This is a genomic window from Paenibacillus sp. MAHUQ-63, from assembly GCF_028765165.1.
In the GTDB taxonomy this organism is placed as follows: domain Bacteria; phylum Bacillota; class Bacilli; order Paenibacillales; family NBRC-103111; genus Paenibacillus_E.
The window spans coordinates 544,362-570,930 of record NZ_JARADB010000003.1; the positions used below are offsets into that span (position 1 = coordinate 544,362).

Here is a 26,569-nt window from a genome sequence, read left to right on the forward strand (position 1 = left end):
GTTATTCCGCCTTTCCGATCTTGTTCACGAAGGTCATATCCACAACGGCATTGATATCAGCCACTCGATCGGCCGGCTTCAGTACGCCATTGTCAATCAGCACCTGCTGCAGCGCAGCAAACTGCTGGGCGTTCAATTCAGGAACGGCAGGCCAAGTATCCTGTTTCAGATAGCGGTCGACGGATTGAATCAGAATATCTTTCGGCGTCCCCTCGAAATAAGGCGTCAACGCGCCCGCAATCTCATCCGGAGAGGCGGTTTGCATCCACTCTCTGCCTTTGGCCACGGCATTCACGAATTTCTGGATCACGGCAGGGTTTTTCTTGATGTAATCGGAGGTTGCGACATAGGACGTCTCCGGGAATGCGCCGAATTCCTGACCGACGGAAGCGACATAATGCGCTTTGCCTTCCTTCACCAGACTGGAGGCAATCGGCTCGAAGACTTGGATGAAATCTCCTTTGCCGCTGGTGAAAGCGCCGGCCATCGCGGTCGAAGCGATATTCGTGATCACGTCCGTCTTGGCCACTTTCTCCTGAGTCAGTTTCGTGTTCAACACCATTTGCGGCGCACTGCCCGGCCTCCAGCCGATAACCGACTTGCCGGCCAGATCGCTCCACTTGAAATTAGCAACCGGATTGCGCGAGAGCAGGAAGGAACCGTCTCTCATGGTGAGCTGATGAAAGATTTTGAGCGTTTTGTCCCCCTTCTGGTTATAGATGTAGATGGCTGTTTCCGGTCCGACCAGCGAAATGTCGGCGACACCGGCGATGAGTGCCGCAGCTCCTTTATCCGAGCCCTGCGCCGTGTTCATATCGACGTTCAACCCCATCTCTCGGAAGAAGCCCTTCTCCATCGCAATGTAATGGGGCGCATAGAAGACGGAACGGATCACTTCGGAGAACTTGACCGTTTGCAGCGCCTCGGGCTTCTTGTCTGCAGCCCCGGTTGATGCAGCCGGCGAAGTGGCTGCCTGGCCGCACCCGGCGGCAAGCGTAACTAACATGGCGGAGAGCACAAGCGAAGCGGTTTTCCTCATTGTCAACATGGTCGATCATCCTTTCAGGTTGATTAAAGTATTTGAGCAGCCTGGGGCTGTTTAAACACCAAATGCGATTCGGCCATTTCCTTGCCATATTGAACCATGCCCGAATGTCCGACATCCTTCAGCGGAACAGCGGTTATTCGCTCTCTGAGCAAGAACACCTCGACGCCCGGAAGCAGCATTTCCAGCGCATAAGCAAGCGGAAGGCCATTCTCCATCAGTTCAACGGAATGCGAATTGCCGACGATGAAATTGAGTCCCCGCTGTTTGGCCAGCCGGACGAAGTCATGATCCTCTCTCACCCTGGAGATGCTGGCGATAATCGTATCGGTTTCGGGATACATCTGCAGAGCCGTTTCCAAATTGTGCATCGTAAATCCAGTGTGCGGGAAGAAGTGCAGCACATGTTCGACGGGACTATCCGCCGTGCCGCTGAGCAGCCGCGCCGGATTGGCGAGCGTCGCTTCCTGCAGGCTCATCTCTCCGCGAATGCCCCGCTCCGCCTCGAGAATATCATGATCGATGTCTCTGCCCATGAGCCGGTCGATGCGGGCTAAAATATCGCCGGCCGTGCGGATCTCTTCCAGAGCGATCCCTTTATGTAGGACGTTGCCGGGGACGCCGCCGAAGGCGATGTCCGTTTTCAATTTGCGGTGGCCGTGCAGGAAGGTCATGCCGGGATGGAGCCCGTGGAACGCTTCATGCATTTCGATCAGCGCCAAATTGTACAGAGGCAGGTAATCCGAGAAAGGCACGCCTCCCGAGCTTGCAGCGTCGGCAACGGGATGATGCACGACGATCAAGTCAAGCTCCATGGCGGAGGCCAGCTCGATCACCGATTCCGTCAGCGTCATGCCGACGCCGATCTTCTTCACGGCCTTCTGCTTGTCGCCGAATATAAGGCCGGGAATTTCGATCACGCTTTTGCCCGGAATGTTCGAAGTTTTCATCACGACATACGGATTCGTTCCCGAAGTGATTTCATTCCAATCCATCACCATCCTGCCTCTGGAAATGTGATTCAGCGCCTCAAGGACGGCTCCTACATCGGCTTGCGGTGGTATCCTCTTCATCTCTCGCCCTTCCTTTCTCCTGCTGTTTTGGCCTGCTTGGCCTAACGGGTCCAACAACAAATAACCGCTACTATGCGCATACGGAATCCATGAAGAAATCCGATAGTGTCAATAGTAGCGGTTGTAAAGCTCTCCAGGATTCCGGAGTTCCTTAGCACCTGCTAGAGGTTAAATGAGTGAAGTCAAGCACTATGGCATCCCGTCTCTTGTTTGCACAAGGATTCGATCCGTAACGCTCTCCCTCTTTGTAAAACGCTTCCATAGCCATCATATCATAGATTTGCCAAAAATGCTTGACTAATTGCATATTGTATACAAAAATTTATGACAACTTCTATGTCATCTAAAATAACATGAATCTAGCGTATCGGTCAACAAAAATATAAAAATTTCAATTAGTTTTTTGAATTCATGTGATATTAAATAACACAAATATCACTCCAGCGGCTCTTTAAGCACAATCACTGTTCCTGAGAATTCCGTCTCGGGATCGTAATCCTTCAGGACCAGCTTGACCTCAAGTCCGAGCTTACTCTCGATCTGTTGCTTGAGCATGCGCTTATTAGCTTCCATAAGCAGAATGTCCACACTGGCGGTCAGACTCCGGTTCGATGCATCCAGTACTTTCAAAGCAGGTATACGCTTATGCGTGGCAAAAATAAACACTTTGTCTCCGGATATTTCTATCTTCTGCGACTTGATGCCGGTTCCGAAAATTTCCTGATTGATCGAATTATAAATCTTAATGAATTCCTGTTTTAATTCACCGGTCGAGTATGCCTGCTTCATCCAGCCGCCCCCCTGCCTTTTTTATTACTCATTATAGCATAGGAACCGATAGATTAATGCTCGTTTACATCAACCGGCGATCGGCAGATGAATACTGATGGTTGTCCCTTTACCTTCCCTGCTTGAAATTCGAACCGTTCCGCCGTGAGATTCAATAATTTTCATGGTCGCCATCATGCCGAGCCCCGTTCCGTTTTCTTTGGTCGTGTAAAAGGGAGAGCCGATCTTGGCGATCGCCTCTTCCGGAATTCCTTTGCCTTGGTCCATCACTTGAACCAGGATGGTATCCGGATTCGGTCGCGCGGCTGCAATCCGGATTTCCCCGCCATCCGGCATGGCCTCCATCGCATTCTTAATCAGATTAATGAAGACTTGTTTCAGTTGTGCCGCAACGCAAGCGACAGCGGGCAAATCGTCGACATCGACAGCCTTAATTTCAATACGATTAATCAAAGCTTGGGAGCTAAGGAGCATGACGACGTCATGAATGATTTTGCCCACCTGCTCGCTTTTGAACTCCTGAGCTTGCGGCTTCGCAAGGAATAGCAGCTCATTCGTAATGATTTCAATCCGCGTTAGCTCGTCCGTCATAATGTTGAAATATTCCGGATTCACACCCCGCACATTCTTCTCGATCAGCTGGATAAACCCTTTGAGCGAAGTAAGCGGATTCCTGATTTCATGCGCAATGGAAGCGGCCAGCTGCCCGACCGCCGTCAATTTCTCTGATTCGAGCAGCAGCTGCTCATTCTTGTTCTCCTTGGTAATGTTTCGCGCAACCCCGTACACCCCTACGGTTTCACCGTTCATGATGATGGGCATATTGGTGACTTTCACATCGATAACTTTCCCGTTCTTATGTATCGCTTTCGTTTCATAATGCTGGGTAATTCCTTTGACCGCTTGGGTAAACCGCTTTATCGTCAGTTCTAATTCCTCGGGCTGAATCAATGGGATGAACGACATGTTCAAATATTCACTTTCCCTGTATCCCAGCAATTGCTCCATAGCCGGATTCACGCTGAGGTAGTACCCATCGAGATCAAACGAGAAAACAGCTTCGGGATTATATTTAAAAAGCGACTCATAGTGGAGCTCCTGCTGCAGCCTCGCTCCCTTCTTGCGTGTTATATCTTGGAAAATGACGGTTAGCCCGTCAGGCGATGGATACGCTCTCACTTCAAACCAAGACGCGAGCGGCGGATAATACGCCTCGAACTCCACCTTCTCTTGTTCGCGCATCGCTTTATGATACTGTTCATAGAATGGCAGATGCACCGCTTCCGGAAATTCATTCCACATGCATTTGCCCACTAGCTCCACTTGCTCGCGGAACAAGACCCTTGCCGCTTCCTTATTGATATAGGTGAATTCCCAAAGGCTGTTTACCGCAAAGAAAGCATCGGTGATTCGATCTATCATTCCGTTCATTTCAGGATAATCCGTCATCTTAACCTCCACGCTCCTCGTCTCGCGAAAAGTAACACAGCAAATTAAAAAAGCCTAAATAAAAGCTGCTTCTGCAGCTTGTATTCAGGCTTATGCCCAGCACTGTCTCTGGTTCATTACCGCCAAATTATGGACTTGGATTCAGAATGAACACGATGACGCTTTTATCCAGATGAAAGTCCCAATCGACAAACACATCGATAACTCTCGTATGTAAAATCGGTTCGAAATGGCCGTTGTTATGCAGATAGCTTTTCTCCAGACTGCGTTTCGCAAGCCGAAGACTCTCTTCATGGCCGATTCGAATCAATTCTTTCTCAATGCTAATCAGGATCCCGTTGCGAATGACGACGAGCGTTCTGTCATTAAGCTTGCAGGAATATAACTCTTCCGGCCTCTTCTCAACCTGATGACTCAGACTGTCAATTTCCTGGTGAAGCTCCTCCTTGCCTGTATACCCTTCAAGTAATTCGGGATGCTCCTTACCCTCGTCCGCTTCAATCCCTACCATGATCCCGGAATGATTATGCAAGCCCCAATCGTAATAAAACTCCTGAATGTTCATGCCCGCAATGACAAGCAAATAAGCTTTAAATTCAGGAATTAACGATTTGACCAGCAGGTCTCTCGTATGTTGAATAGCAGCGATTTGGTCCTGTTGAAGGAGCACTTTCTCTGTCGGGGATAAAAAGTTACGCAAATAGATGACGACAAAAGGGCGGTTGATACTGACGAATATGGATTGCGGCCCTTTGCCGAAAGCTTCTCTTAACAATCTGCCTACATGGCTGGCTAGCTCGTTCTGAATCCGTTTCTCATCGGTTTCCAAGATTTATTCATCCTCGATTTAGGCAAAAGCATCGTATCTCTCGCCCACATTAATATTAGTTTCTTTTCTCTCATAAGACAACCTTTAACTGCACATTTCAGTAAGTACATCTACCATTCTGTCCATAGTTTGTAAAAATAAGCTTTTAAATGAAAAAGCAGCTCAACGCGGCTTGAATATACATCCCTATGGTGCATTTGGCGTTAAAATAAACACAATGATACCTTTATCCAGATGGAGATTCCAATCCGCAAACACGTCTGTCAGGTCGGATTTCAAAATTTTCGCGAATTGCTTGTTGTTGCGTAAATATCTTTTGGCGAGATTGCGCTCCGCCAGCTTCAAGACTTCTTCAAATCCGAGCCGAATCATTTCTTTCCCAATGTTAACCAGAATTCCGTTCCGGATCACGAGAAGTGTTCGTTCATTGATCATACAGGAATAGATGTCGTTCGGCTTCTTCTGAATCAGATGAGAGACTCGTTCGATTTCATCGTGCAGTTCTTCCTTACCTGCGTAGGCCTCTCCCGGGCTGCGGACCAGCGTATCGCCCTCGTTCTCAATCCCGACGATAACACCGGAATGGTTGTGCAGGCCCCAATCATAGTAAACTTCTTGAATGTTCATTCCAGCGAGCAGCAGCAAGTACGCCTTGATCTCAGGAATTAACGATTTCATCACCAAGTCCCTCGTATGCTGAATAGCTGCAACCTGCTCTTGCTGAAGCAATATTTTCTCGGTCGGCGACAAAAAATTTCGCAAGTATATGACAATAAACGGCCGTCTGATGCTAACAAAAATCGATTGCGGTCCTTTCCCGAAAGCGTCTCTCAGCAGCCTGCCGATCTGGCTTGCGATTTCGATTTGAGATTGTTTTTCCTTATTATCCAAAAAATCCATCCTCGATCTTGATAATGAATGTCAAGTAAAACTAGTCGAGCTTTCCTTTCTTCGCAGCTAAAAAAGCCTAAATAAAAGTTGAACATTCCAACTTTTATTCAGGCTTATGTCCAGCGAATTATTCTGGTTCATTAATGCCGTATGAGTTTACCGTTACTACCGTTACATGATACACCGTGCAACACGATATAGATAAAAGCATTATTTCTTTTACCCTACTACGTATTGTAATAATTTTTGCCGATTATCACAACTGCAAATTTTCCCAAGCTTGTAGCCAACCCTTCGGCAGCCCTCGCCGCTTACCGATATCCTTTGCTGCCTAGCTCCTCACAGGCAAGTCCCGCTCATCGGCAAGTCACCTCACCGGCACGCCCTCTCCCGGCAGGCGGCAGCCCTAGCCCCGACGCATGCGTAACTGGAATTTCTCCCTTTATTTCAGGGTAAAGGGCCTCCTATCGGCGTGACAACGGGAATTTCTCCTGTTATTTCGGTAAAATTCGCCGCACTTCGGCCATCTGACGCAATATGAACAGGAGAGATTCCTGTTATTCTTCCAGTAGGCCCGATTGAGGATCAATTAACGGGAGGAATTCCCGTTATCGCTGATCGTTGAAAAAGGACCCGCCCGTACCGGCAGTTCCTCCCGTCAATCCCTGCTCCCGCAGCAGCTTCCTGTGCCGCGCGTCAAACCGCTACCGCCCCTACGAAACCTAAGAACTGGCCGCCACGCTCTTGCTTCGCATCAACACAAGCATCAGGACGATGCTGGCCATAGAGGTAAGGATCATCAGAATGAACGGCAGCCTGGGGTCGATCGTATAGGTCCATCCCCCGATGACTCCCGTCGGCGAAATGCATAATAAAACGAGAACTTGCAGAATCGAGAACATGTTGGCACGCTGATCGTCATCGATTGAATTGGCGACAACCGCCTCCAAATATGGACTCGATATAATGCTGCCGGCAGCGGCAAGCATCGTGCTGACAATGATCAAGCTTATTTGCCCTGGCGCTGCGGCGATCAACACAACTTTGGACAGGATCATCAGCAGGAAGCCGCCTATCATATACCGGTAAGCCCGGTTCTCCTGCAACCGCGGTACCACGAGAAACATCAAGACAAGCATCGCCACGGACGATATAGCCGGGAAAATCGAGATGAGCGCATCATTCATGTTCAAAGCTTCGACCAAATAGATCGAGAGATAAGCATTTTGCATCGTCACTTGAAAATTAGAGCATATATACACGCCGAAAATAATCAGCAAAGCGCGTTTGGCCAGAATCGCTTTGACTGCGCCGGCGTACGCGCGAAGCGTGTCCTTGACCTGCAGCGTCGAACTCTCGCTTCGCTTGCGAATGCCGATCTCCGTCTCGTGCGTTGCGAAGTTCCGCGCGAAGAACATAATCGTCAAGCTGATGAAGAACATGACATACAGGATCCGCATGGCAGGAACGAGCGTAAAATGGTTCACAAGCAGCCCGCCAAGAGGAGCAAACAGGCCTCCGATCACGCCGATGAGCTGCAAAATCCGAAAAACCTGAGACCGGTCACTCTCATGGGTATCCTCAACCAGCAAACAGTACCATGCGGTATTCGGCACCCGGAGGAAACTGTTAAGAACGGCCGCGGCGAGAAAATACCAAAAATTTTGCGATACCGCCCAGATCAAGGCAGCCGCACTCCAGCTGACAAGGTCGTAATAGAGCAGCGCACGCCGCCTCCCCATCCGGTCCGTGAGGTATCCGCTCAGGATGGACGTGAAAATTTGCATCACAAGGCCTATGGAAGTAATCCAGCCGATTTGCCTCTCATTCACACCTAGCTGAAACATGTAAACGGTTGCATACATCGTCAGCATACTGTACGGCACAATAAACATCGGTTCATAGATGAGGCAGCCTCTGGCATTGCCTTGAATTTTCCTGAACATTTTGAACCCTCCCATTCCTGCCGCCGCTCCAAAAAAAATCAGACAGAGCTGCTGTGCATCTGACTGATGTCGGTAGAAGGCCTTGATTATTTTTTGAAAGGAAGCTCGATCCGTACGGTCGTCCCCTGATCAATTTGGCTTTCAATCGTTAATTTGCCGCCATGTCCCTCAATAATTCGCTTGCATACCATGAGCCCCAAACCGGTGCCGTTCGTCTTCGTCGTGAAGAAGGGCTCCCCTAATTGTGACAGTCTGTCCTCGGAGATACCTACGCCCTGATCTTCCACGGAGATGATCAAGCCTTCGTGGCACTGATGCTTAATCCCAATTCGGATAATTCCACCGCTGACCATAGATTCTATCGCATTCTTCAGCACATTGATGAGTACCTGCTTGATTTGGTCCGGGTTACATGCAATGGCGGGAAGATCCGGGTCGGTGTCCATTTGGATTTGAACATTATACAGATGAGCATGCGGCTGCAGGAAAGCAATGACACTCTGCACAAGGTCCTGAATTTTGTTCTCCAAGTAATAATTCAGATGCGGTTTGGCCAAAGTCATGAACTCATTCACGACATAATTAATATGCTCCAGCTCTTCCAGCATGACATCGACATAGTCCGTATTTTTGGCTTTAAGCAGATGCACGAACCCCTTCAAAGAGGTCAATGGATTCCGGATATCATGAGCGATTCCGGCGGCCAACTGCCCGATCAGCGACAGCTTCTCGGACCTGATGATCGCTTCTTCCGACTTTTTGCGCTCGGTGAGATCCCGAATCACGCTTTGTACGATGGGGAACCCGATATTTTTGTGGACATAGATCGACGATAATTCAACATCGATGAATGTGCCGTCTAACTTGCGCATCTTCATCTCAATAAACTCGCTGTACCCGTCGGAATTCATGACCTCATGAAGCCGCGCGATGATAAGATCCATGTCGTTGGGGCAGAAAAAATCATAGATCGACCTGCCTTTGAACTCCTCCGAAGAGGTGCCGCCGAACAGTTTGCAGCAAGCATCGTTGACGAACTGGACGAAACCGTCCTTGTGCAAAACAATCGCTTCCGGATTCAGCTTGATCAACCGTCTGAACTGCTTCTCGCTTTCCAGAAGCTCCTCTTCGAATTTCTTCCTCTCACTGATATCCCGTTCGATACCGACGAAAGCGATGACTGTTCCTTCGCTATTTTTCACAGGCGAAACCGTAACGTTCGCGTAGAAGGAAGAGCCGTCTTTTCTAAGCTTCAGCGCCTCGAAATCCTTGACCGTCTGGCCGTCAATGAGCGACTGGTATAAGCGCAGCGCGTCCTCCCTATACGCTTCAGGCGTCATGGGCAGAAACGTGCCTACCACTTCCTCCCTCGTCCAGCCGTGCAGCTCTTCGAATTTCTTGTTCACCTCGAGCACCGTGCCATGTATGTCAACGATTACAATCCCATCGGAGGTTAAGTTCATTAAGGAATCGATTAAATGTTGTTTCAATGTCATGTCTAGCATCCCATCCCTAATTCTAACGATTCAATGCGGTTTAGTAGCTTTATTCGTTTTCGATGGAAAAAATACCTTTTTTATTTGCGCCAATCGATAAAAAAAGAGCAGCCGCCGAGGCGATCTGCTCCTGATCCTCACAAGACCGGCACATCTAGTGCCGTCTTTATATTTTGCAAATCCAATAGAAGCTGTTCGTTCATATTCCATGGGTGATACCACCCTTTTTCCATCATATACCTCATGATTTTCTCATGCGTATCGATGCTTTCTTCCAATTGCTTCTGAAGGATCGCTTTAATTTCCGGCGTGCCCGCTTCGGTTACAGCCATGGCGTAGCTCCTGACGGCGCTTTTGGCCGAAATTAGAAAATCGGTCGCGATGACCTGATCCGTCAACGTATGCATACCCGTCAAATGCTCGATAATCGTATTCATACTATCCGCCTCCTAGAGGATCGCATTGGATATAATCTGTTCCAGCTCCTGCAGCTGCCGCGTCGATAGTTGAACGTCCGCCAGCAATATTTCCTTCAGAGCCGGATCTGAGACCAGAAGATTCATCGTCTTCGCCTTCGTCAGGCCATTCGTTTTGAACGTCGCGATTTCGTGAACTTCCAGCTTTTCGTGCAGCGCATAAGCCATCGGTCATTTCTCTCCTGTCTCTCAATCAATTAAGGTTTCAGCAGCACTTTAATACAATGATCCTGCCTCGTATCGAACAATTCATAGCCTTGCTTCGCTTCGCTTAAAGGCAGCACGTGTGTTACGACATCGCTCGGATCCACTTTGCCGGAATCGATCAGTTCGTACATATACGGCATATAGTGGATCACCGGCGCTTGTCCGCTGCGGATATTGACGTTCCGTTGGAAAATGTCGCCAAGCGGGAAAGCGTTATAACGCCCTCCATATACACCTGTGATTTGGATAGTACCGCATTTGCGAACAGCTTGCGAAGCGAGGACAATCCCGCCCATCGCGCCCCCGTGCAGCTTCAGCCCGGAAGCGATCGACTCCAGCGGAGTCATTTTCCCGCTCATCCCGGTGCAGTCGATCACGACGTCGGCTCCGCCTTTCGTCATTTCCTTCAATATATTTCCGGTTTGTTCACTGTGCTCCAAATTAACGATTTCCACGCGGTTCGTCCTTTTGGCATGCTCCAGACGGTAGTCCAGATAATCGACGGCGATCACGCGGCTCGCTCCTTTGAGCCAGCTGAATTTTTGCGCGAGCAGCCCCACCGGGCCGCAGCCGAGAATGATTACCGTATCTCCGTCTTTGACTCCTGCGTTATCTACGCTCCAATAGGCCGTTGTCATTGCGTCTGCAATCAAACAGAGACTTTCGTCCGGATGCTCACAGCTTTCGGGAATTTTAAAATGCGTAAAGTTGGCATACGGCACCCTGAGCATTTCAGCCTGTCCCCCGGGGTACCCGCCTGTTGTTCCTGAATAACCGAAATAAGCTCCCATTTCACCGTTCTCGTTGGAGTTGTCGCACTGGCTCTCCAGCTGATTTTTGCAGTAGAAGCATTCGCCGCAAGAAATATTGAACGGTATGATAACCCGGTCGCCTTTTTTCAATTTCGTTACGCCGGGGCCGACTTCTTCCACAATGCCCATCGGTTCGTGTCCGATCACATAGTCTTCCTGGAGATTCGGAATCATCCCATGGAGCAGATGCAGATCGGATCCGCATATCGCCGTTGTTGTCATTCTGACAATCATATCGTCGGCTTTCTCGATTTTCGGATCGGGTACTTCTTTCACCACAACATTCTTAAGGCCTTGATAAGTCACAGCTTTCATAATAGTGTTCCTCCACTCCTGTTATTGATCGGGTGTCCGGTCAAACATGCCTTTCCTTGAGGTGTCGCCGGGGAACAGATTCATTCGTCCCATATGTACAGCATTGATCGCGCCTAATTGATCCAGTTTGTACTGTTCCTGAAGCTCGTAAGGGTGAAACCATTTCTTTCTCATCATTAGCTCGGATACTTCCTGGTGAAGCGCAATCCCCTGATGAAGCTGGCTGCGCAAGAGCGCTCTCGCGTCGGCGGACACCGTTTCCGTCAAAGCGATCGCCGTGTTGATGACCCCTTCCTTGACACGAACCAGAAAGTCCATGGCAAAGGTCATATCGGCCATTTCCGGCATATTCAGCGCATTGCTCGGGTCTAAATTATCGTAATCGTACGCTTCCTTCATCTATGCTCACCCTCAATTTCGTATAGGAGTTGGACGATCGGGAATCGGTGCTTGAAACGGGACTCTCTCATAAATGGCCTGCAAATCTGCGATGGCTTGCAAGGATTGTTCCACATCTTTCTGCATCAACGCTTTTAATTCTTGATCGAAAACCAACCCTTGCATCATTTTGGATTTCAGAACACACAACGTTTTGAAATTAAGAACTTCATGAAATTCCATGGACTCGTGCATAGCTAATGTCGGTTGGACTGTCATTGAAACACCTCCACAGGTAGAATGTCCCAATATCGCTTTTTTAACCGGAACACAAACGATAATAACCCTCGAGGCAATGCCTTGAGGGTTAGTTAGGTATGGACATGGTCTCACGTGGCCGGACGTTTTAACAATTCGATCCCGTTAACCGGCAATTCTATGATGCCAGATACGATTTCATTCGATTCCAATCGCGTGTAGACGCGGTCATCAAGAAACACGCTCTTCGCTTCTCCGCTGAAATTCATCACAAATACGTAGTCCGACGAACCGTCCGTCCGCACCTGAGCGGTCACTCCCGGAGGCAGCTCCGTATCTATGGACCGTACGATTCCATTGTGCGTAATCAGCTTATGATAGAAAGCTTGCAGAAAATCCGGCTTTAACCGCGTCGCCATATGATAGGCTTTCCCTGCGCCGAATCGGTTCACGGTCAGAGCAGGCTGTCCGGCATAGAAGCTGTCGGTATAAACACCCAGCACCTCTGCGCCCTCGGCATGGATGATCTCGCATATTTCATGCGCTTCGAATGCCCCTGCCAGTCCGAGCGGATTATCCGGGTGCATAGCCAAGCCATTGCGATCGTGATCGTACAACCCTTCGATCTCTTCCGCCCAAATGCCGAGCGTTCTCCGAAGCGGTCCCGGGAAACCGCCGAGATGGCACAAATCATGCTCATCGACGACACCGGACCAATACGTCGTGACCAGCGTTCCGCCTTGCTCGACGAATTTCTCGAGCTTGCGGCCCGTCTCTTCGCGGCACATATACAGCATCGGAGCAACGATGAGCTTGTATGCGGCCAGGTCATCCCCTGAGCCGATCACGTCCACCGGCACGCCTTGCTCCCAGAACGCGCGATGATGGGCAAGCACGGTTTCCTCGTAATGGATGCCCATATTGCGCGGACCTTGGGCGTCTTTCACCGCCCAGCGGTTATCCCAATCGAATATTATCGCCGTTTGGGCCGGGGTAATCGTGCCGACCAGTTCGGAGACGTTCGCCAGCGTCCGGCCCAGCTCCGCCACATCCTTGAACACGCGCGTATGCTCATGCCCGGCATGATCGACGACGGCGCCGTGAAACTTCTCGGAGGAGCCTCGGCTCTTCCGCCATTGAAAATATTGCACCGAATCCGATCCGTGCGCTACCGCCTGCAAAGAGGACAATCGGTGCATCCCCGGCTGCTTCAGCTTGCTGACCGGCTGCCAGTTCGTCAAGCTCGGCGTGCTTTCCATCAACAGGAACGGCTTCCGTTTCAGCGAGCGGTACAGGTCGTGATAGAAGGCAACGGAGGCTCCGAGCGTGCTGTCATCCTGCCGCTCATGCCAAGTCGGATAAGCATCCCATGAGATGACGTCCAGCATGCCGGCAAACTTGCGGTAGTCCAAGCTTTCAATCATGTGCATATTCGTCGTCACGGGGAGCTCGGGATTCGCCCCGCGAACGGTATCGATTTCATGCCGGCAGAAGTCAACCGTTTGATCCGTAACGAACCGGCGCCAATCCAGATTATGTCCGTGAACCATATGTTCCCCATGCGGGGCCGGCGATTCCACCTGCTGCCAATCCGTATACGTATGCGCCCAGAAGGAAGTCCACCATGCCGCGTTCAAAGCTTCGAGCGAACCGTATTTCTTTTGCAGCCACTTGCGGTAAGCGTCCTGACAATAGTCGCAATGGCAGTCTCCGCCGAATTCATTGGAAATATGCCAGCCGACGACCGCCGGATGCTGACCGTAGCGCTCGGCCAGCTGGCCGTTCAAGATTGCCGTCTTCTCCCTGTACACGGGACTCGTATAGCAATGATTGTGCCTGAGGCCGTGCAAATTGCGGATGCGATTCGCCCCCACCCTTCTTACCTCCGGGTACCGTTCCGACATCCAGGCCGGCCGGGCGCCGCTCGGCGTCGCAAGCCATGCATAGATGCCATTGTCTGCGAATGAGTCCAGCAGCTTGTCCAGCCACTCGAACGTGAACGTGCCTTCCTCCGGCTCCAGAGCAGCCCATGCGAAAATGCCGATCGCCATCACATTGCAGCCTGCGAGCTTCATCAGCCGGATGTCTTCCTCCAAAATGTGCGGGTGCTGCAGCCATTGATCCGGATTATAGTCAGCGCCGTGCATCAGCACGGGCAGCTTCTTGCTGACCGGCGGGAACTTGCGTGTCATCGCCATCTCTCCTCTATGCAGGATATCGTCGTATTCTCTTATTCGCTTTTGATTATAGGATAATTCGCGTCTATACTAATAGAACAGAAAGCATGAAAAATCGTACAATATGAACATAGGTGGTGAGGATCCGCATGATGCCGTTCCTGCTGGCTGAACTCGTGACGTTGGAGAATATCATGCCGCTCTACGTGTACTGCGTAGGCAGCCATGAGCAAAAGCATCTTAAGAGGCCTGACGGATATCCGGCGCAACAGCTCTTCTTGAGCCGCAGCGGCCGGGGAACCTTCCGGCTGGAGGGCGGTCCCGATATGGCGATGACTCCCGGAACGATGCTCATCCTTCCCGCCGGCGTACCGCACGAATATGATCCTGCCCATGGCGAGGATGCCTGGGAGCTCGGTTTCGCCGCCTTCAGCGGCTCTGCTGCCGCTTCCATAATGGCGCATCTGGGCTGCCGGGAGCCCGTTCTGCTCGAGAAAGCTCATTTCGCTGCGCTTTGGGATAAGCTTGAATCGTTATGGCAGCACATCTCCCTGAATGGAGAGAGCGGTTATTGGGAGGCTTCGCGACGGATGTACGATATGCTGCTAACGGTCCTTCAAGGGCAATCGGACCAAGAGGTGAAACAGCGAATGACCCCCGCGGGGCAGCCCAATGCCGCCCTGCAGGAAGCGGTCAAGCTGATCCATGACCACTATAACGAACGCCTGCATGTGTCCAACTTGGCCAGAGCGGTCGGTTACTCCGTCCAGCATTTCCACCGGCTGTTCGTCGATAGTTACGGCGTTACGCCGCAGCAGTATATCCAGCAGATTCGCATGCGCCGGTCGGTTCAGCTGTTTCAAGAGAACCCCGGGATGACCGTTGAAAAAATAGCGCACCAACTGGGAATGGAGCCCAGTTATTTTATTCGTATTTTCAAGCGAACCTATGGCGAGACGCCTAAGCAGTTTATGAAAAGGAGCTAAGCGGGCGGCTGGGGAGGGCGTGCGGTGGCGGGGGCGTGCGCTGGCGGGGGCGTGCGCTGGCGGGGGCGTGGCTGGCGGGGGCGTGGCTGGCGGGGGCTAACGGACACAGCAGCCCCTATTCGTTCCATCGGGGCTGCCTGGAAACTGCAACGGACACCAGCGCCGTTATTTGCTCGTTTCGGGCGTATTTCACGCTCGATTACGGCAAATAGGGTACCTGGTGTCCGTTAGGCGTGAAAACCTGCCGGTTTCACGGAAATAACGGCCGTGGTGTCCGTTAGAACACCACGGCATGCCTCAGCGCGAGGGTCGCGCGCTGACTATCCACAACGCGCGGGCTAACGCGCTCGCGCTAACGGACACAGCAGCCCCTATACGTTCCACCGGGGCTGCCTGGAAACTGGAACGGACACCAACGCCGTTATTTGCTCGTTTCGGGCGTATTTCACGCACGAATACGGCAAATAGGGTACCTGGTGTCCGTTAGGCGTGAAACCCCGCCGGTTTCACGGAAATAACGGCCGTGGTGTCCGTTAGAACACCACGGCATTCCTCAGCGCGAGGGGCGCGCGCTGACTATCCACAACGCGCGGGCTCACACGCTCGCGCTAACGGACACAGCAGCCCTTATTCGTTCCACCGGGGCTGCCTGGAAACTGCAACGGACACCAGCGCCGCTATTTGCTCGTTTCGGGCGTATTTCACGCACGAATAAGGCAAATAGGGTATCTGGTGTCCGTTAGGCGTGAAACCCCGCCGGTTTCACGGAAATAACGGCCGTGGTGTCCGTTAGAACACCACGGCATTCCTCAGCGCGAGGGGCGCGCGCTAACGGACACAGCAGCCCCTATACGTTCCACCGGGGCTGCCTGGAAACTGCAACGGACACCAACGCCGTTATTTGCTCGTTTCGGGCGTATTTCACGCACGAATACGGCAAATAGGGTACCTGGTGTCCGTTAGGCGTGAAAACCTGTCTGTTTCACGGAAATAACGGCCGTGGTGTCCGTTAGAAGCGCCGGTTCATGAGCCGACGGGATAGTGTCCATAGGCGAGAGTCGGCGAGGGTCAGCGAAGATCGCTAACTCCTTGCCCGTCAGGCGCCACCCCCGCAGGCGAGCTGCTAAGGAAGCACATTGCCTGCCGCACGATAAATCTCATACCATTCCTCGCGCGTCAATTGAATCTCGCTTGCTTTACAGCAATCCAGCAAGCGCTCGATATTCATGGTCCCCGTGACCGGCTGCATCCGTGCCGGATGGCGCAGCAGCCAGGCCATGGCGAACGTCGTATTCGTCACATCATATTTGTCCGCGATTTCATCGATCTTCTGATTCAGCTCCGGGAACTTCTCGTTCCCGAGGAAAACCCCTTCGAAGAAGCCGTACTGGAAAGGCGACCAAGGCTGAATCGTAATATCGTTCAGTCTGCAATAATCAAGCACATTGCCATCGCGGTTGACGGCGGAATCGTTCAGCATATTGACATTCATGCCGTTCGAGATCATCGTCGCATTCGTAATGCTGAGCTGCAGCTGATTGGCGACAAGGGGCTGCTTGACGAACTTCTTCAGCAATTGAATTTGCAAAGGCGTCTGGTTGGAAACGCCGAAATGCCGAACTTTCCCGCTGCTCTCAAGAAGATCGAACGCTTCCGCAACCTCTTCGGGCTCCACGAGCGCATCCGGGCGATGCAGCAGCAAAATGTCCAAATAATCGGTTCTCAACCGCTTAAGAATGCTATCTACCGATTGCAGAATATGTTCTTTGGAGAAATCGAACATCCCTTTGCGAATGCCGCATTTGGATTGCAGAATGATCTTCTCGCGAACATCGTCGTTCATATGAATCGCGTCCGCGAAGATTTCCTCACATTTGCCTCCGCCGTAAATATCCGCATGGTCGAAGAAGTTGGCTCCCGCCTCCATCGAAGTCTGGACGAAGCGCTCAGCCTCCCCTTTCTCCAAAGCATTGATTCTCATACAGCCTACCGCTATAACAGGAACTTCCAATTGACTTGTACCAAGCTTGATCGTTCTCATTGTTGGCTAATCCTCCTCCAAGGCTCTATCACAGTGCGCCATATACCTAATCTAGTTGTAACGCTATTATTGTGACACATAAGCCCGACGGTTAGCAAGATTAGCTAACAATGACAATGCCCTCACCCTTGAATGCTCTTCACCATGCAGCCGCAAGTGGCAAGATGCATCCCTTCATGGACGGCCACGAAGCCCAGCAATTCGCCCGCCCGGTGAAAGGTCAACGGTCCCAGCTGCAGCGGCGCTGCCAGGGGCTCCTCCAGACGATCGGGGGCGAGCTCGGAGAGCACGTTGAGCTGCAAGCTCAGCTGCTCGAGGAGCTCATCTTTGGAAGGGGGCGAACCGGTCCAGGCCGCCGGCGAGGTACCGGTATTGAACAACGCGGCGTATGTCTCCGGAATTGCCGATGCATTGGAGAAGCCGAGCATCATGCACGCATCCATCCAATAAACCATATGACCTATGTTCCAGCGAAGCGTGTTGTTGTAAGACGGGGGTTGAATGTCGAGCCATTCCTCAGGAATGGCCTGCACCTGCTGCAGCACCAATTGACGTACAGTTTGAGCCGTGTTCTTCATCATTTCGGACATTTTCGTTTCCTCCTTTGTCATGTGAAGCGCTTGTTATGTACCAAGTATAGGTCTCGGGGCATCAACCATCAATGCACTGCACATTACCGGAACGTTAAGTATAAGTTAACGTTTCCTCATTGACAGATATACAGGAACACGCAAAAATAAGCTTAAAAGGTATCTGCGCTCAAGAACGGAGGAAAGCGATGGAATTCAAGCAATTGGAATATTTCATGGCGATATGCGAAGAGCTTCACTTCACTAGAGCAGCCGAGCGAATGGGTGTCAGCGCTCCGAATATCAGCCAGCAAATCCGAAGGCTGGAAGAAGAGTTGGGGGTCCTGCTTTTCGACCGCATCGGCAAAACGATCGCCCTTACCGACGCCGGCGCAATTCTTCACGAACATGGAACCGCTGTATTCGGACATCTCCAGCAAGCCAAGGACGCCATTGCCGATTTGAAGCAAATGCAAGGCGGCTCGCTATCCATCGGCGTGCTGCCCGGCGATGCGGATCTGATGTTCAACGCTTTGCTGCTGAACTTCCATCAAACGTATCCCACTATCTCGCTATCGCTGCTGGAAACGACCAAAGTCACCGAACAGGTGCTGGACCGAACCATCGATGTCGGCGTTACCATCGGCCCCGTGGCCGATGAGCGTCTCACCGTAATCCCTCTATTCCATGAGGAATTTTCTTTGGCCTTAAGCGCCAATGACCCGTTTTCTGCGGAAAGCTTCATTCCGCTTAGCAAGCTAAAGACCATGAAGACCGTCATGTTCCCGTCCGACCATCAATGCCGCAAGCTGATCGACCGCTTCTGCATGGAGAAGGGATTTGCCCTGCAGCCGCATATGGTCACAACCACCCTGTCCTCCCTCATCCAAATGGTTCAAAGCGGCGTCGGCGCCGCCGTTCTGCCACGGCTGCTCTTGGAGAACCTCCGCAACCCGGACATCAAGGTTGTGCACCTGACCAACCCGGTGCCTTCCCAGGATATCTGTCTAATCTACCGCAGCGATAGATATGTCGGATATGCCATGCGTACGTTCATCAAAACTTTGCGCGCGTACATCGAGTCCGCTATCCATCATGCGCAGTCGTCATAGACAAAGAGAAAAGCTTACCCCTGCCGCACCTCGGCCGGGTAAGCTTTTCTTGCATCGCTGCATCTACTTCTCGAAACGAAGGAAAATGAACGTAACCTGCTGGACGCCTGTCACTTAATGAACCTCCTTCCGATGCCAACCGATGCTGTTCTCATAAAGATCCAAGGTCTGATAGATCAGCCAATCATGAGGCAGGTGACGGGCTCGAATAAGAGATCCGCAATAGCCGATATAGCTGTTACCTCCAAGGAGCTTTCCCAAATTCCCAGCTATCGTTAAAAAGTAAGTTACGATTCATACGCTTCTGGCCTCCTCGACAAAAAAGGCTGTCGATCATGATCGACAGCCTTCCAAATCTCCGTGTATGGGGTCTGAATCACAGCTTCTCCAGCCGGCGAAGTTAATGCTGAGGTAATCGTATGAAGCCCGCGGCCGGCTAACGGACACAGATGCTCTTATACGGCGAATTCTCGCCGTTCTGACGATCTAACGGTCACCAGCGCCGCTATTCGCGGTTTTCGAGCCGATTTCACCGAGAAATCGGTAAATAGGAGCTCCTGTGTCCGTTAGCGCCGAAACAGGCCAGGGCGCCTACAAATAACGGCTGGGGTGTCCGTTAGCGCCCGGCGAACTGAGATTGGCACGGACAGTCCCACTGTTCGGCATGTGTGCCTGCCGTACGTACACCCCAGTCCGGTGCAACGGGATTAGCGGTTAGCAGTCTGGCTCTGCTCGGCCAAAGCTTTTGTACCCGCTTCCAAAACAGCAAGAATACGCTCCACATCGTATACGCTCCCCGCCCAGGTGCCTCCGCTGACAGACTGGAGGGCTGCCCATAGACGCGTGTCGTCGGGGAGCTTCTCGTCAGGCGCAAGCATCGGATGAGGCGAACGCGCTGCAAGCACTCGTGCGCCTTCTTCAGGCGAGAGCAATGCGACTCCGGCAACGGCTTCCGCTCCGACGGTAGCAGTGCCTGCGACATCCGCCCCAATTCCTCCATCGCCACCGCCATGCTCTACAGCCTCTGCATCTCCACCACCTCTTACACCAACCTCAGCTTCACAAGCTTCCACAGCTTCCGCTCCGACTGCGACTTCGCGATCAACGCCCGCTTCATTTGCGCACTCAGCACACCCGGCGCCAACGCCGGCGCCAGCGCCAGCTCCAGCTCCAGCTCCAGCTCCAGCTCCACCGTGTGCGACACTAACGGCGCCAACACCGACAAAATTAATGCTGCCCACCAGCCGGTTGCGGTCAATGACAATGTCGATCAGATCGCCATCCCGCAGCTTCCCGATCGGACCGCCGGCCAGCGCTTCCGGCCCGACATGACCGATGCAGGCGCCAGTCGATACGCCGGAGAACCGGGCATCCGTGATAAGTGAGACGTATTTGCCGAACGGCAAGTGCTTCAATGCCGACGTCAATTGATACGTCTCCTCCATTCCCGTACCCGACGGCCCCCGGCCGATCAGCACCATCACATCGCCGGCTTGAATGCCGCCGTTCTTAATGGCCGAGATGGCCGCCTTCTCCGAGGTAAATACTTTGGCCATACCCCGGTGGCGGTAAACCCCGTCCTCGTCAACGGTTGAAGGATCAATTGCCGTCGATTTGATGACCGAGCCCTCCGGCGCCAAATTCCCCATCGGAAACGTAACCGTAGAAGTCAGTCCCCTCGCTTTGGCTCGTTCCGGACTCATGATGACATCATCCGGATCAATCCCGTCTCTCTCCATAAGCAGGCTTCGCATCCGTACCCGGCGTTCGCTCGCCTCCCACCAATCCAGAACGGTGCCGAGCGTTTCGCCGGTGACGGTCAACGCCTGCTCTTTCAGGACGCCCAGACTGCGAAGATGAAGCATCACTTCCGGCACCCCGCCGGCCAGAAACACCCGCACGGTCGGATGATAATCCGGACCGTTGGGAAGTACGCTCACGAGTCGGGGCACTTCTTGATTGACGCGTATCCAATCCTGAACATCCGGCACTCGCAGTCCGGCTGCATGGGCAATAGCAGGTATATGCAGCAGCAAATTCGTCGATCCGCCGAAGGCCGCATGTACAACCATCGCATTGTGAATGGACGCTTCCGTCACAATGTCCTTCATGCGCAGTCCCGCTTCCTCGAGAGTCATCATCGCGCGGGCCGATTGCCTCGCCATCTCCAGCCACACGGGCTGGCCCGAAGGGGCGAGCGCTGCATGAGGCACCGTCATGCCCATCGCTTCTGCGATCACCTGCGAAGTAGCGGCAGTGCCGAGAAACTGACAGCCCCCGCCAGGTGTGGCGCAAGCCCGGCAGCCCAGGTCTGCAGCGGCTTCCAGACTGAGCTCGCCGCTCGCATATCTGGCGCCGATGGTCTGGATCTTCCCGGCATCCTCCCCTTCCGTCGGAGGCAGCGTCACGCCGCCGGGGACGATGACGCAAGGAAGCTCATGCATGCCGGCTAATGCGATCATCATCGCAGGAAGTCCCTTATCGCACGTTGCCACACCGAGCACGCCTTTGCGAGTCGGCAACGAACGGATGAGACGCCGGAACACGATCGCCGCATCGTTGCGGTACGGAAGGGAATCGAACATCCCTTCCGTGCCTTGAGACCTGCCGTCGCACGGATCACTTACATAGCCGGCGAATGGAACGCCTCCGCTCTCTGTGATCACCTCCGCAGCCGCTTGTGTCAGCAGGCCGACCTCCCAGTGTCCGGTGTGATAGCCGAGCGCGACAGGACTGCCGTCTTCCTTGCGGATCCCGCCCTGCGTGCTCAACAACAGATACTGCTTCCCCTTCAGCCTGGACGGCTTCCATCCCATCCCCACATTCTGGGTCAGGCCGAACAAGTCCCCGCTGGGAGCATGCAGCAGCATGTCCGGGGTAAGCGGCAGCGCGCCTTCCGGCCCCTGTGCGTGCGTACGAATCGCATAAATATCGTTATTTTCAGCCAAAGCCATAATCGATCTTAATTGCTCTGTCATCGACTTTCACCCTTCCGCATAAGGTTCCCTAGCCAGATTGCGCCATGCTGTCAGAACAGCCCAAAAAACTACGCTTTTAGAAATACCGTTTTAATTGAGGTGAAAAATTCGATCGCCGCCTGCCCCTGTTCGCGCGAGTGGGAGCTGGATTGCTTCATGCCGCCGAACGGTGCCTGCAGCTCCACCCCGGCTGTCTCGGCATTAATTCTGACCAGACCGGCATCCATCTCTTGGATGAACGATAAAATGTTGCCGATGTTTTGCGTATAAATCGAAGCGCTCAAACCGTAATCCGAATCGTTCGCGAGCCGAATCGCTTCTTCCATCGTTTTCACCTGAATAAGCGCAAGCACCGGCCCGAATATTTCTTCCCGGGCAATCGCCATATCCGGCGTCACTTTATCGAATACGGTCGGCTGAATATAGAAGCCTTCACGAAGGTCCGGATGATCCGGCGAAGCTCCGCCGAACAATAGCTCGGCGCCTTCATCGATCCCTTTTTGAATATAGGATTGTACCGTCGCCAGTTGATTCTCATTCGCGCAAGGCCCCAGCCATGTCCCGGCATCCAGACCATGCCCGACGGTAAGTCCTTGCAGCTTGGTCAGCAGCTTTTCCTTGAAGCTTTCATACACGTCACGCATCACGATGACACGGCTCGTTGCCGTACATTTCTGCCCGGTCGAGCGGATCCCGCCGCTGATCGTCCCATCAACCGCCAAATCCAGATCGGCATCCGCTGCGATCAGAATCGGATTTTTCCCGCCCATCTCAAGCTGATACTTGGCCCCTCTGGCCAGCGCTGCCTGACCGACCTTTTTGCCGACTTGATTGGATCCGGTAAAAGTAATGCCGTTCACGTCCGGGTGCTCGGCAAGCCCTTGACCGATAACCGCGCCGCTTCCGGTCACCAGATTGATGACGCCGGCAGGCAGCCCCGCTTCTGCGAAGCACTCCACGACTTTGGCAGCGGTCACCGCAGTCTCCTGTGCAGGTTTCAGGACGACCGTATTCCCATAGATGAGAGCCGGAGCCATCTTCCAGACCGGAATCGCCACGGGGAAATTCCAAGGCGAAATCACGCCCACTACGCCGAGCGGAACCCGAGTCGTAAACATCAGCGCTTCGCTGTCCGTAGAAGGAATCACATCCCCGATCTTGCGCATCCCTTCGCCGGCGTAATAACGCAGGATGGCAACGCCCCGTGCGGTCTCGCCTTTGGCTTCCGGAAGCGTTTTGCCCATTTCCCGGGTCATCGTCTCGGCAATTTCATCAAGCCTTCTTTCCAGCGCATTGGCCGCCCGGTATAAGAAGTCGCCTCTAGCTGCGCCCGACAGCTTCCGCCAACCCGATTGCGCGCCTTTGGCAGAGGCGACGGCTTCATTCAAATCCTCCAGCGACGATGACTGCACGTAGCCGACGACTTCGCTGTGTTTGGCGGGATTAATACTGGGAACTGTGTGCCCGGTACCGGCCTGACGCCATTCGCCATTGATATAATTCAAATACGTTTGTCCTCCAACAAATACGGATTCCATACTCATTCCTCCTGCCTAATTTAGTAAATTTAAGATGATTGGCCTGCATCAACAACATGATTAATAAGAGTCCCAATTCCTGCAATATTGATTTCAATCCGGTCTCCAGGTGCGAGAGTAAACTCGTTCGGCGGCACAATACATGTTCCAGTCAGCAATACGGTACCGTCAAACAATTCATTATCGCGAATTAAAAACTGGATCAATTCCTCCAGCTTGCGTTTGAGCTGTCCCGTATTGGCCGTTCCTTCGACGACTTGCTCTCCGTTGCGGTAAATGCGGCTGGTGATTTGCAAATTGTAAGGATCTTCAACCGTTTCGGGCAGCCGGATGGCCGGCCCCAAGGAACAGGATCGCTTCCACATCTTGGCCTGCGGCAGGTACAGCGGGTTCTCGCCTTCAATATCCCGGCAGCTCATATCATTGCCGGCGGTGTAGCCGATCAATTGCCCGCTGGCGCTCAGAACAAGCCCCAGCTCCGGTTCCGGCACCTGCCACACGGAGTCGCTGCGAAGCTGCACATCTCCGCCGGGGCCTACCGTCCGGGCAGCCGTCGATTTGAAGAAAATCTCCGGACGCACGGCATCATAGACCTTATCGTAAAAAGTCGTGGCGTCCAGTCTGCCTTCCGTTGCCTCATAATTGCGCGCATCCCGGCTGCGCTCATACGTAACTCCGGCCGCCCATACTTCAGGCGCTTCGATAGGAACGAGGAGCTGCAGCTGCTCCAGCGAACTTGAAAGCGCTTTAGAATTGGATGCCGTTTCGTTTACTAACTGCAGCGGTGAGATCCCCCTTTCGGCAGCCTCATGGACCAAGGCCAAGTAATCGCGCTGCGGAAGCAGGTAAATCTCCTCATTGTCAGTAACGGCAGCTAACTGGGCAACTCCTTCATTGGCATAACGGATTATTCTCATCCATGCTCACTCCTCGCATTTTGTTTTATAATATAAAACGACGTTCTCAAAATGAGGTGTAAAAATGCCTGGAACTGGCATGCAATTGCTTAAACGCGCCGAAACCCCAGGGTTTGCGAAATCATATCCGCTTCTTTCTTCAGCAGGCTGATATACTGGCCAAACAAGTGATCATCAACCGTAACCACAAGCGTAGAGATGCTGATTGCCGCAGCAATCGAGCCGTTGTGTTCAAAAATGGGAGCCGCACCGCACCTTACGCCAGGTTCGTTCTCCTGGTTGTCAACGGCATAGCCCAGCTCTCTCACCTGATCCAGCTCGTTCATGAACGCTTCTCTCCCCGTAATTGTCGCTTCCGTATACTTGGAGAAATGATAATCCCGAAGAAGCGCATCCCGCTCATTCGGCGTTCGATAAGCCGCCAGCACCTTCCCGACTGCACTGCTATGGAGCGAAACCCTCCGGCCGATTCGGGAATACCGGATCGCCGCCTTGGCTCCTTCCACCTTATCCAAATAGACGCCTTCCCTCCCGTCCAGGATGACGAGATGCGCGGTCTGGCCCGTCGTTTCGGATAAAGCCTCCAGATGCTTGCGGGCAACCGTACGAATATCCAAGCCCTGCAGCATAAGCTGTCCCTTCTCGAGCAGCTTCAGCCCTAGCTTGTATTTGCCGGTGTCCGTATCCTGATGGATGTAGCCGTGTAACTGAAGCGTTTTCAATAAGGCGTGTACCGTACTCTTGTGAAGCTCCATTCGCGCGCTGATTTCCGTAATTTTCAGCTCTGTCGTGTACTCGTCGAATAAATCCATAATTCTCAATGCTCTGTCCAGCGCTTGAATAATCGGCATGCCATCACTCCTAACTACAAGTTCATCATAAACCTTTCGGCCCGCGCAAGCAAGATGAAGTTATCGCAAGGAACGCAGCAAGTCTCCAGAGTGTATCAAGCGGCATTAGCACTGTATAACGCCAAAAGGCGGCCGGTGGCCGCCTCCTATACTTCCCCGCCCGGATACAGCGTTGAGCTCGACAGCCGCTTCGGCTGCGGCAGCGGAACCCCCGTAGGGCGCATGTTCCAGTCCGCTGGCGCTGGCTTGCTGGCATAGATGGAAGCTGACTCGCTGTTATAAATGATAACCTGCTCCGTGCCGCTGCCCCATAAGTCGGCATGAACGGCGTAGCCTTCGGAAGGAAACTCCGCAACGACTTGCATATGGCCGTCGTACAAGGCAGGGGCCAAACCGCCACCTCTGCGGTAAGCCAGAATATAGTCCGGAGCGTCTTCCGTCCAACCGCGCAAAGGCTCGATAATCGTCAGCCAACCCGGCGTCTTGCGGTCTTCCTTCCACACCTCCCGGCCGCTGCTGTCCAGCAGGAACAAAGCGTCCTTGCCGACTAATCCTTTGCCGTCATCCTCGCGCACAAGCCGGTCCAATCCGGCAATTTGCAAGCCCGGCAGATCGCTGCGGAACCTCCCCAGCGCGATATGCTGCGACTCGACCGAGCCTTCGTACCGCCACAGCTCCCGGCCATGACGGTTGTACATGACGGTGACGCTGCCGCCGATCACGAGCTCCGGCTCTCCGTCGCCGTTCACATCGCCGACCCAGATGCAATCGGCGTGATCGTCCAGATCCCGGCAGCTCCATAGAAGGGTGCCGTCATGATCCAGCAAATCGTAACCGGCCATCACTTCGTCGTATCCGTCACCGTCCAAATCGTACACCCAAGGGAAGTGGCCCGGGTTGCCCTCGTGCGTCCACAGCACATCCATATTGCGGTCCAACGCCCACATGCGGTGATAACGGTCCTTGAGAATGAGGTCTCCGGCATGAGAGCCGCCCGTCAAGTTCGCAACGATGATGCAATCGTGCGCCTGCGGGTCCGGCAGTTCATGGGATGAGCGCACACTGCCGTCGTGCCCGTTGATCACGATGAGCCTGCTGTCCATCACACATAGCACCTCCAGGCGGCCGTCTCCGTCAATATCGGCAATCTGTGCCGGATAATCCGAGCCTTGGCTGCCTGCTCCCGGATCCGGCTTGCCCGTCTGCCATAGGAGGTTGCCTTCCAGGTCGTAAGCCGTCAAGCACTGCACCTGATGCGGAATGTAACGCACATCCTGGCGGTTGTCGGGCTGCACGAGCAGCACTTCCATTCGGCCGTCGCCGTTCAAGTCGCCGAGCAGCATTTTGCATCGCGGACCTGCCGCCCGAATATCCAGCTTACCGATAAGCAGCGCTTCCTTAGCCGTCATTTGGTTCATAGGAATCTCCTCCATTAT

Annotated in this window: 24 protein-coding genes; 3 read left to right on the plus strand and 21 right to left on the minus strand. The window is 53.0% G+C overall.

Translation table 11 applies throughout. The features are described from left to right. Position 1 precedes the first annotated feature (1 nt). The 14 genes from PUT07_RS18650 to PUT07_RS18715 form a co-directional block, all read right to left on the minus strand. Entirely contained in the window at positions 2-1,048 is a 1,047-nt protein-coding gene (locus PUT07_RS18650; RefSeq protein WP_274469865.1) for an ABC transporter substrate-binding protein, read from the minus strand. A gap of 23 nt (positions 1,049-1,071) precedes the next feature. Then, entirely contained in the window at positions 1,072-2,118 is a 1,047-nt protein-coding gene (locus PUT07_RS18655) for a Nif3-like dinuclear metal center hexameric protein (protein WP_274469866.1), read from the minus strand. A gap of 435 nt (positions 2,119-2,553) precedes the next feature. Continuing rightward, positions 2,554-2,907: a Na-translocating system protein MpsC family protein gene (locus tag PUT07_RS18660; RefSeq protein ID WP_274469867.1), complete on the minus strand. Its 354-nt coding sequence runs from the start codon at positions 2,905-2,907 to the stop codon at positions 2,554-2,556. Between the two features lie 69 nt (positions 2,908-2,976). Then, positions 2,977-4,356: a PAS domain-containing sensor histidine kinase gene (locus tag PUT07_RS18665; protein WP_274469868.1), complete on the minus strand. Its 1,380-nt coding sequence runs from the start codon at positions 4,354-4,356 to the stop codon at positions 2,977-2,979. 127 nt (positions 4,357-4,483) lie between these two features. Next, positions 4,484-5,185 carry a Na-translocating system protein MpsC family protein gene (locus PUT07_RS18670; RefSeq protein ID WP_274469869.1) on the minus strand — a complete coding sequence of 234 codons (702 nt, stop codon included), beginning with the start codon at positions 5,183-5,185 and terminating at the stop codon, positions 4,484-4,486. A 186-nt stretch (positions 5,186-5,371) separates the two neighbouring features. Beyond that, positions 5,372-6,076: a DUF2294 domain-containing protein gene (locus PUT07_RS18675; RefSeq protein ID WP_274469870.1), complete on the minus strand. Its 705-nt coding sequence runs from the start codon at positions 6,074-6,076 to the stop codon at positions 5,372-5,374. Positions 6,077-6,798: 722 nt separating this feature from the next. Beyond that, complete coding sequence (locus PUT07_RS18680) at positions 6,799-8,022, minus strand: MFS transporter (protein WP_274469871.1); 1,224 nt, start codon at positions 8,020-8,022, stop codon at positions 6,799-6,801. 86 nt (positions 8,023-8,108) lie between these two features. Further along, positions 8,109-9,518, minus strand: a complete 1,410-nt coding sequence (locus PUT07_RS18685) for a PAS domain-containing sensor histidine kinase (protein WP_274469872.1) — start codon at positions 9,516-9,518, stop codon at positions 8,109-8,111. Between the two features lie 137 nt (positions 9,519-9,655). Further along, a complete protein-coding gene (locus tag PUT07_RS18690; protein ID WP_274469873.1) occupies positions 9,656-9,955 on the minus strand; it encodes a spore coat protein in 300 nt (99 codons plus the stop codon). A gap of 12 nt (positions 9,956-9,967) precedes the next feature. Further along, entirely contained in the window at positions 9,968-10,162 is a 195-nt protein-coding gene (locus PUT07_RS18695; RefSeq protein WP_274469874.1) for a hypothetical protein, read from the minus strand. A gap of 29 nt (positions 10,163-10,191) precedes the next feature. Beyond that, positions 10,192-11,328, minus strand: a complete 1,137-nt coding sequence (locus tag PUT07_RS18700) for a zinc-dependent alcohol dehydrogenase (protein ID WP_274469875.1) — start codon at positions 11,326-11,328, stop codon at positions 10,192-10,194. Between the two features lie 21 nt (positions 11,329-11,349). Next, positions 11,350-11,727 carry a spore coat protein gene (locus tag PUT07_RS18705; protein WP_274469876.1) on the minus strand — a complete coding sequence of 126 codons (378 nt, stop codon included), beginning with the start codon at positions 11,725-11,727 and terminating at the stop codon, positions 11,350-11,352. Between the two features lie 12 nt (positions 11,728-11,739). After that, positions 11,740-11,985, minus strand: a complete 246-nt coding sequence (locus tag PUT07_RS18710) for a spore gernimation protein GerQ (protein WP_274469877.1) — start codon at positions 11,983-11,985, stop codon at positions 11,740-11,742. 110 nt (positions 11,986-12,095) lie between these two features. Then, on the minus strand, positions 12,096-14,156 hold the full coding sequence (locus tag PUT07_RS18715; protein ID WP_274469878.1) for a beta-galactosidase: 2,061 nt from the start codon (positions 14,154-14,156) through the stop codon (positions 12,096-12,098). A gap of 134 nt (positions 14,157-14,290) precedes the next feature. Between PUT07_RS18715 and PUT07_RS18720 the strand changes: the two genes are divergently transcribed. Next, complete coding sequence (locus PUT07_RS18720; protein WP_274469879.1) at positions 14,291-15,127, plus strand: helix-turn-helix transcriptional regulator; 837 nt, start codon at positions 14,291-14,293, stop codon at positions 15,125-15,127. A gap of 35 nt (positions 15,128-15,162) precedes the next feature. Then, positions 15,163-15,339: a hypothetical protein gene (locus PUT07_RS18725; RefSeq protein ID WP_274469880.1), complete on the plus strand. Its 177-nt coding sequence runs from the start codon at positions 15,163-15,165 to the stop codon at positions 15,337-15,339. A gap of 911 nt (positions 15,340-16,250) precedes the next feature. Here PUT07_RS18725 and PUT07_RS18730 read toward each other — a convergent pair. After that, a complete protein-coding gene (locus PUT07_RS18730; RefSeq protein ID WP_274469881.1) occupies positions 16,251-17,168 on the minus strand; it encodes an aldo/keto reductase in 918 nt (305 codons plus the stop codon). Between the two features lie 122 nt (positions 17,169-17,290). After that, a complete protein-coding gene (locus tag PUT07_RS18735; protein ID WP_274469882.1) occupies positions 17,291-17,758 on the minus strand; it encodes a DinB family protein in 468 nt (155 codons plus the stop codon). Positions 17,759-17,946: 188 nt separating this feature from the next. Here PUT07_RS18735 and PUT07_RS18740 point away from each other — a divergent pair, with 188 nt between their 5' ends. Next, positions 17,947-18,849, plus strand: a complete 903-nt coding sequence (locus PUT07_RS18740; RefSeq protein WP_274469883.1) for a LysR family transcriptional regulator — start codon at positions 17,947-17,949, stop codon at positions 18,847-18,849. A gap of 707 nt (positions 18,850-19,556) precedes the next feature. Here PUT07_RS18740 and PUT07_RS18745 read toward each other — a convergent pair. From PUT07_RS18745 to PUT07_RS18765, 5 genes are all read right to left on the minus strand, one after another. Then, positions 19,557-21,827 carry a YjhG/YagF family D-xylonate dehydratase gene (locus tag PUT07_RS18745; RefSeq protein WP_274469884.1) on the minus strand — a complete coding sequence of 757 codons (2,271 nt, stop codon included), beginning with the start codon at positions 21,825-21,827 and terminating at the stop codon, positions 19,557-19,559. Positions 21,828-21,895: 68 nt separating this feature from the next. After that, positions 21,896-23,365: an alpha-ketoglutaric semialdehyde dehydrogenase GucD gene (gene gucD, locus PUT07_RS18750; protein WP_274469885.1), complete on the minus strand. Its 1,470-nt coding sequence runs from the start codon at positions 23,363-23,365 to the stop codon at positions 21,896-21,898. Positions 23,366-23,394: 29 nt separating this feature from the next. Next, positions 23,395-24,282 carry a fumarylacetoacetate hydrolase family protein gene (locus tag PUT07_RS18755; protein WP_274469886.1) on the minus strand — a complete coding sequence of 296 codons (888 nt, stop codon included), beginning with the start codon at positions 24,280-24,282 and terminating at the stop codon, positions 23,395-23,397. A gap of 89 nt (positions 24,283-24,371) precedes the next feature. After that, positions 24,372-25,133, minus strand: a complete 762-nt coding sequence (locus PUT07_RS18760) for an IclR family transcriptional regulator (protein ID WP_274469887.1) — start codon at positions 25,131-25,133, stop codon at positions 24,372-24,374. A gap of 146 nt (positions 25,134-25,279) precedes the next feature. Continuing rightward, positions 25,280-26,551, minus strand: a complete 1,272-nt coding sequence (locus PUT07_RS18765) for an FG-GAP-like repeat-containing protein (RefSeq protein WP_274469888.1) — start codon at positions 26,549-26,551, stop codon at positions 25,280-25,282. Positions 26,552-26,569 lie beyond the last annotated feature (18 nt).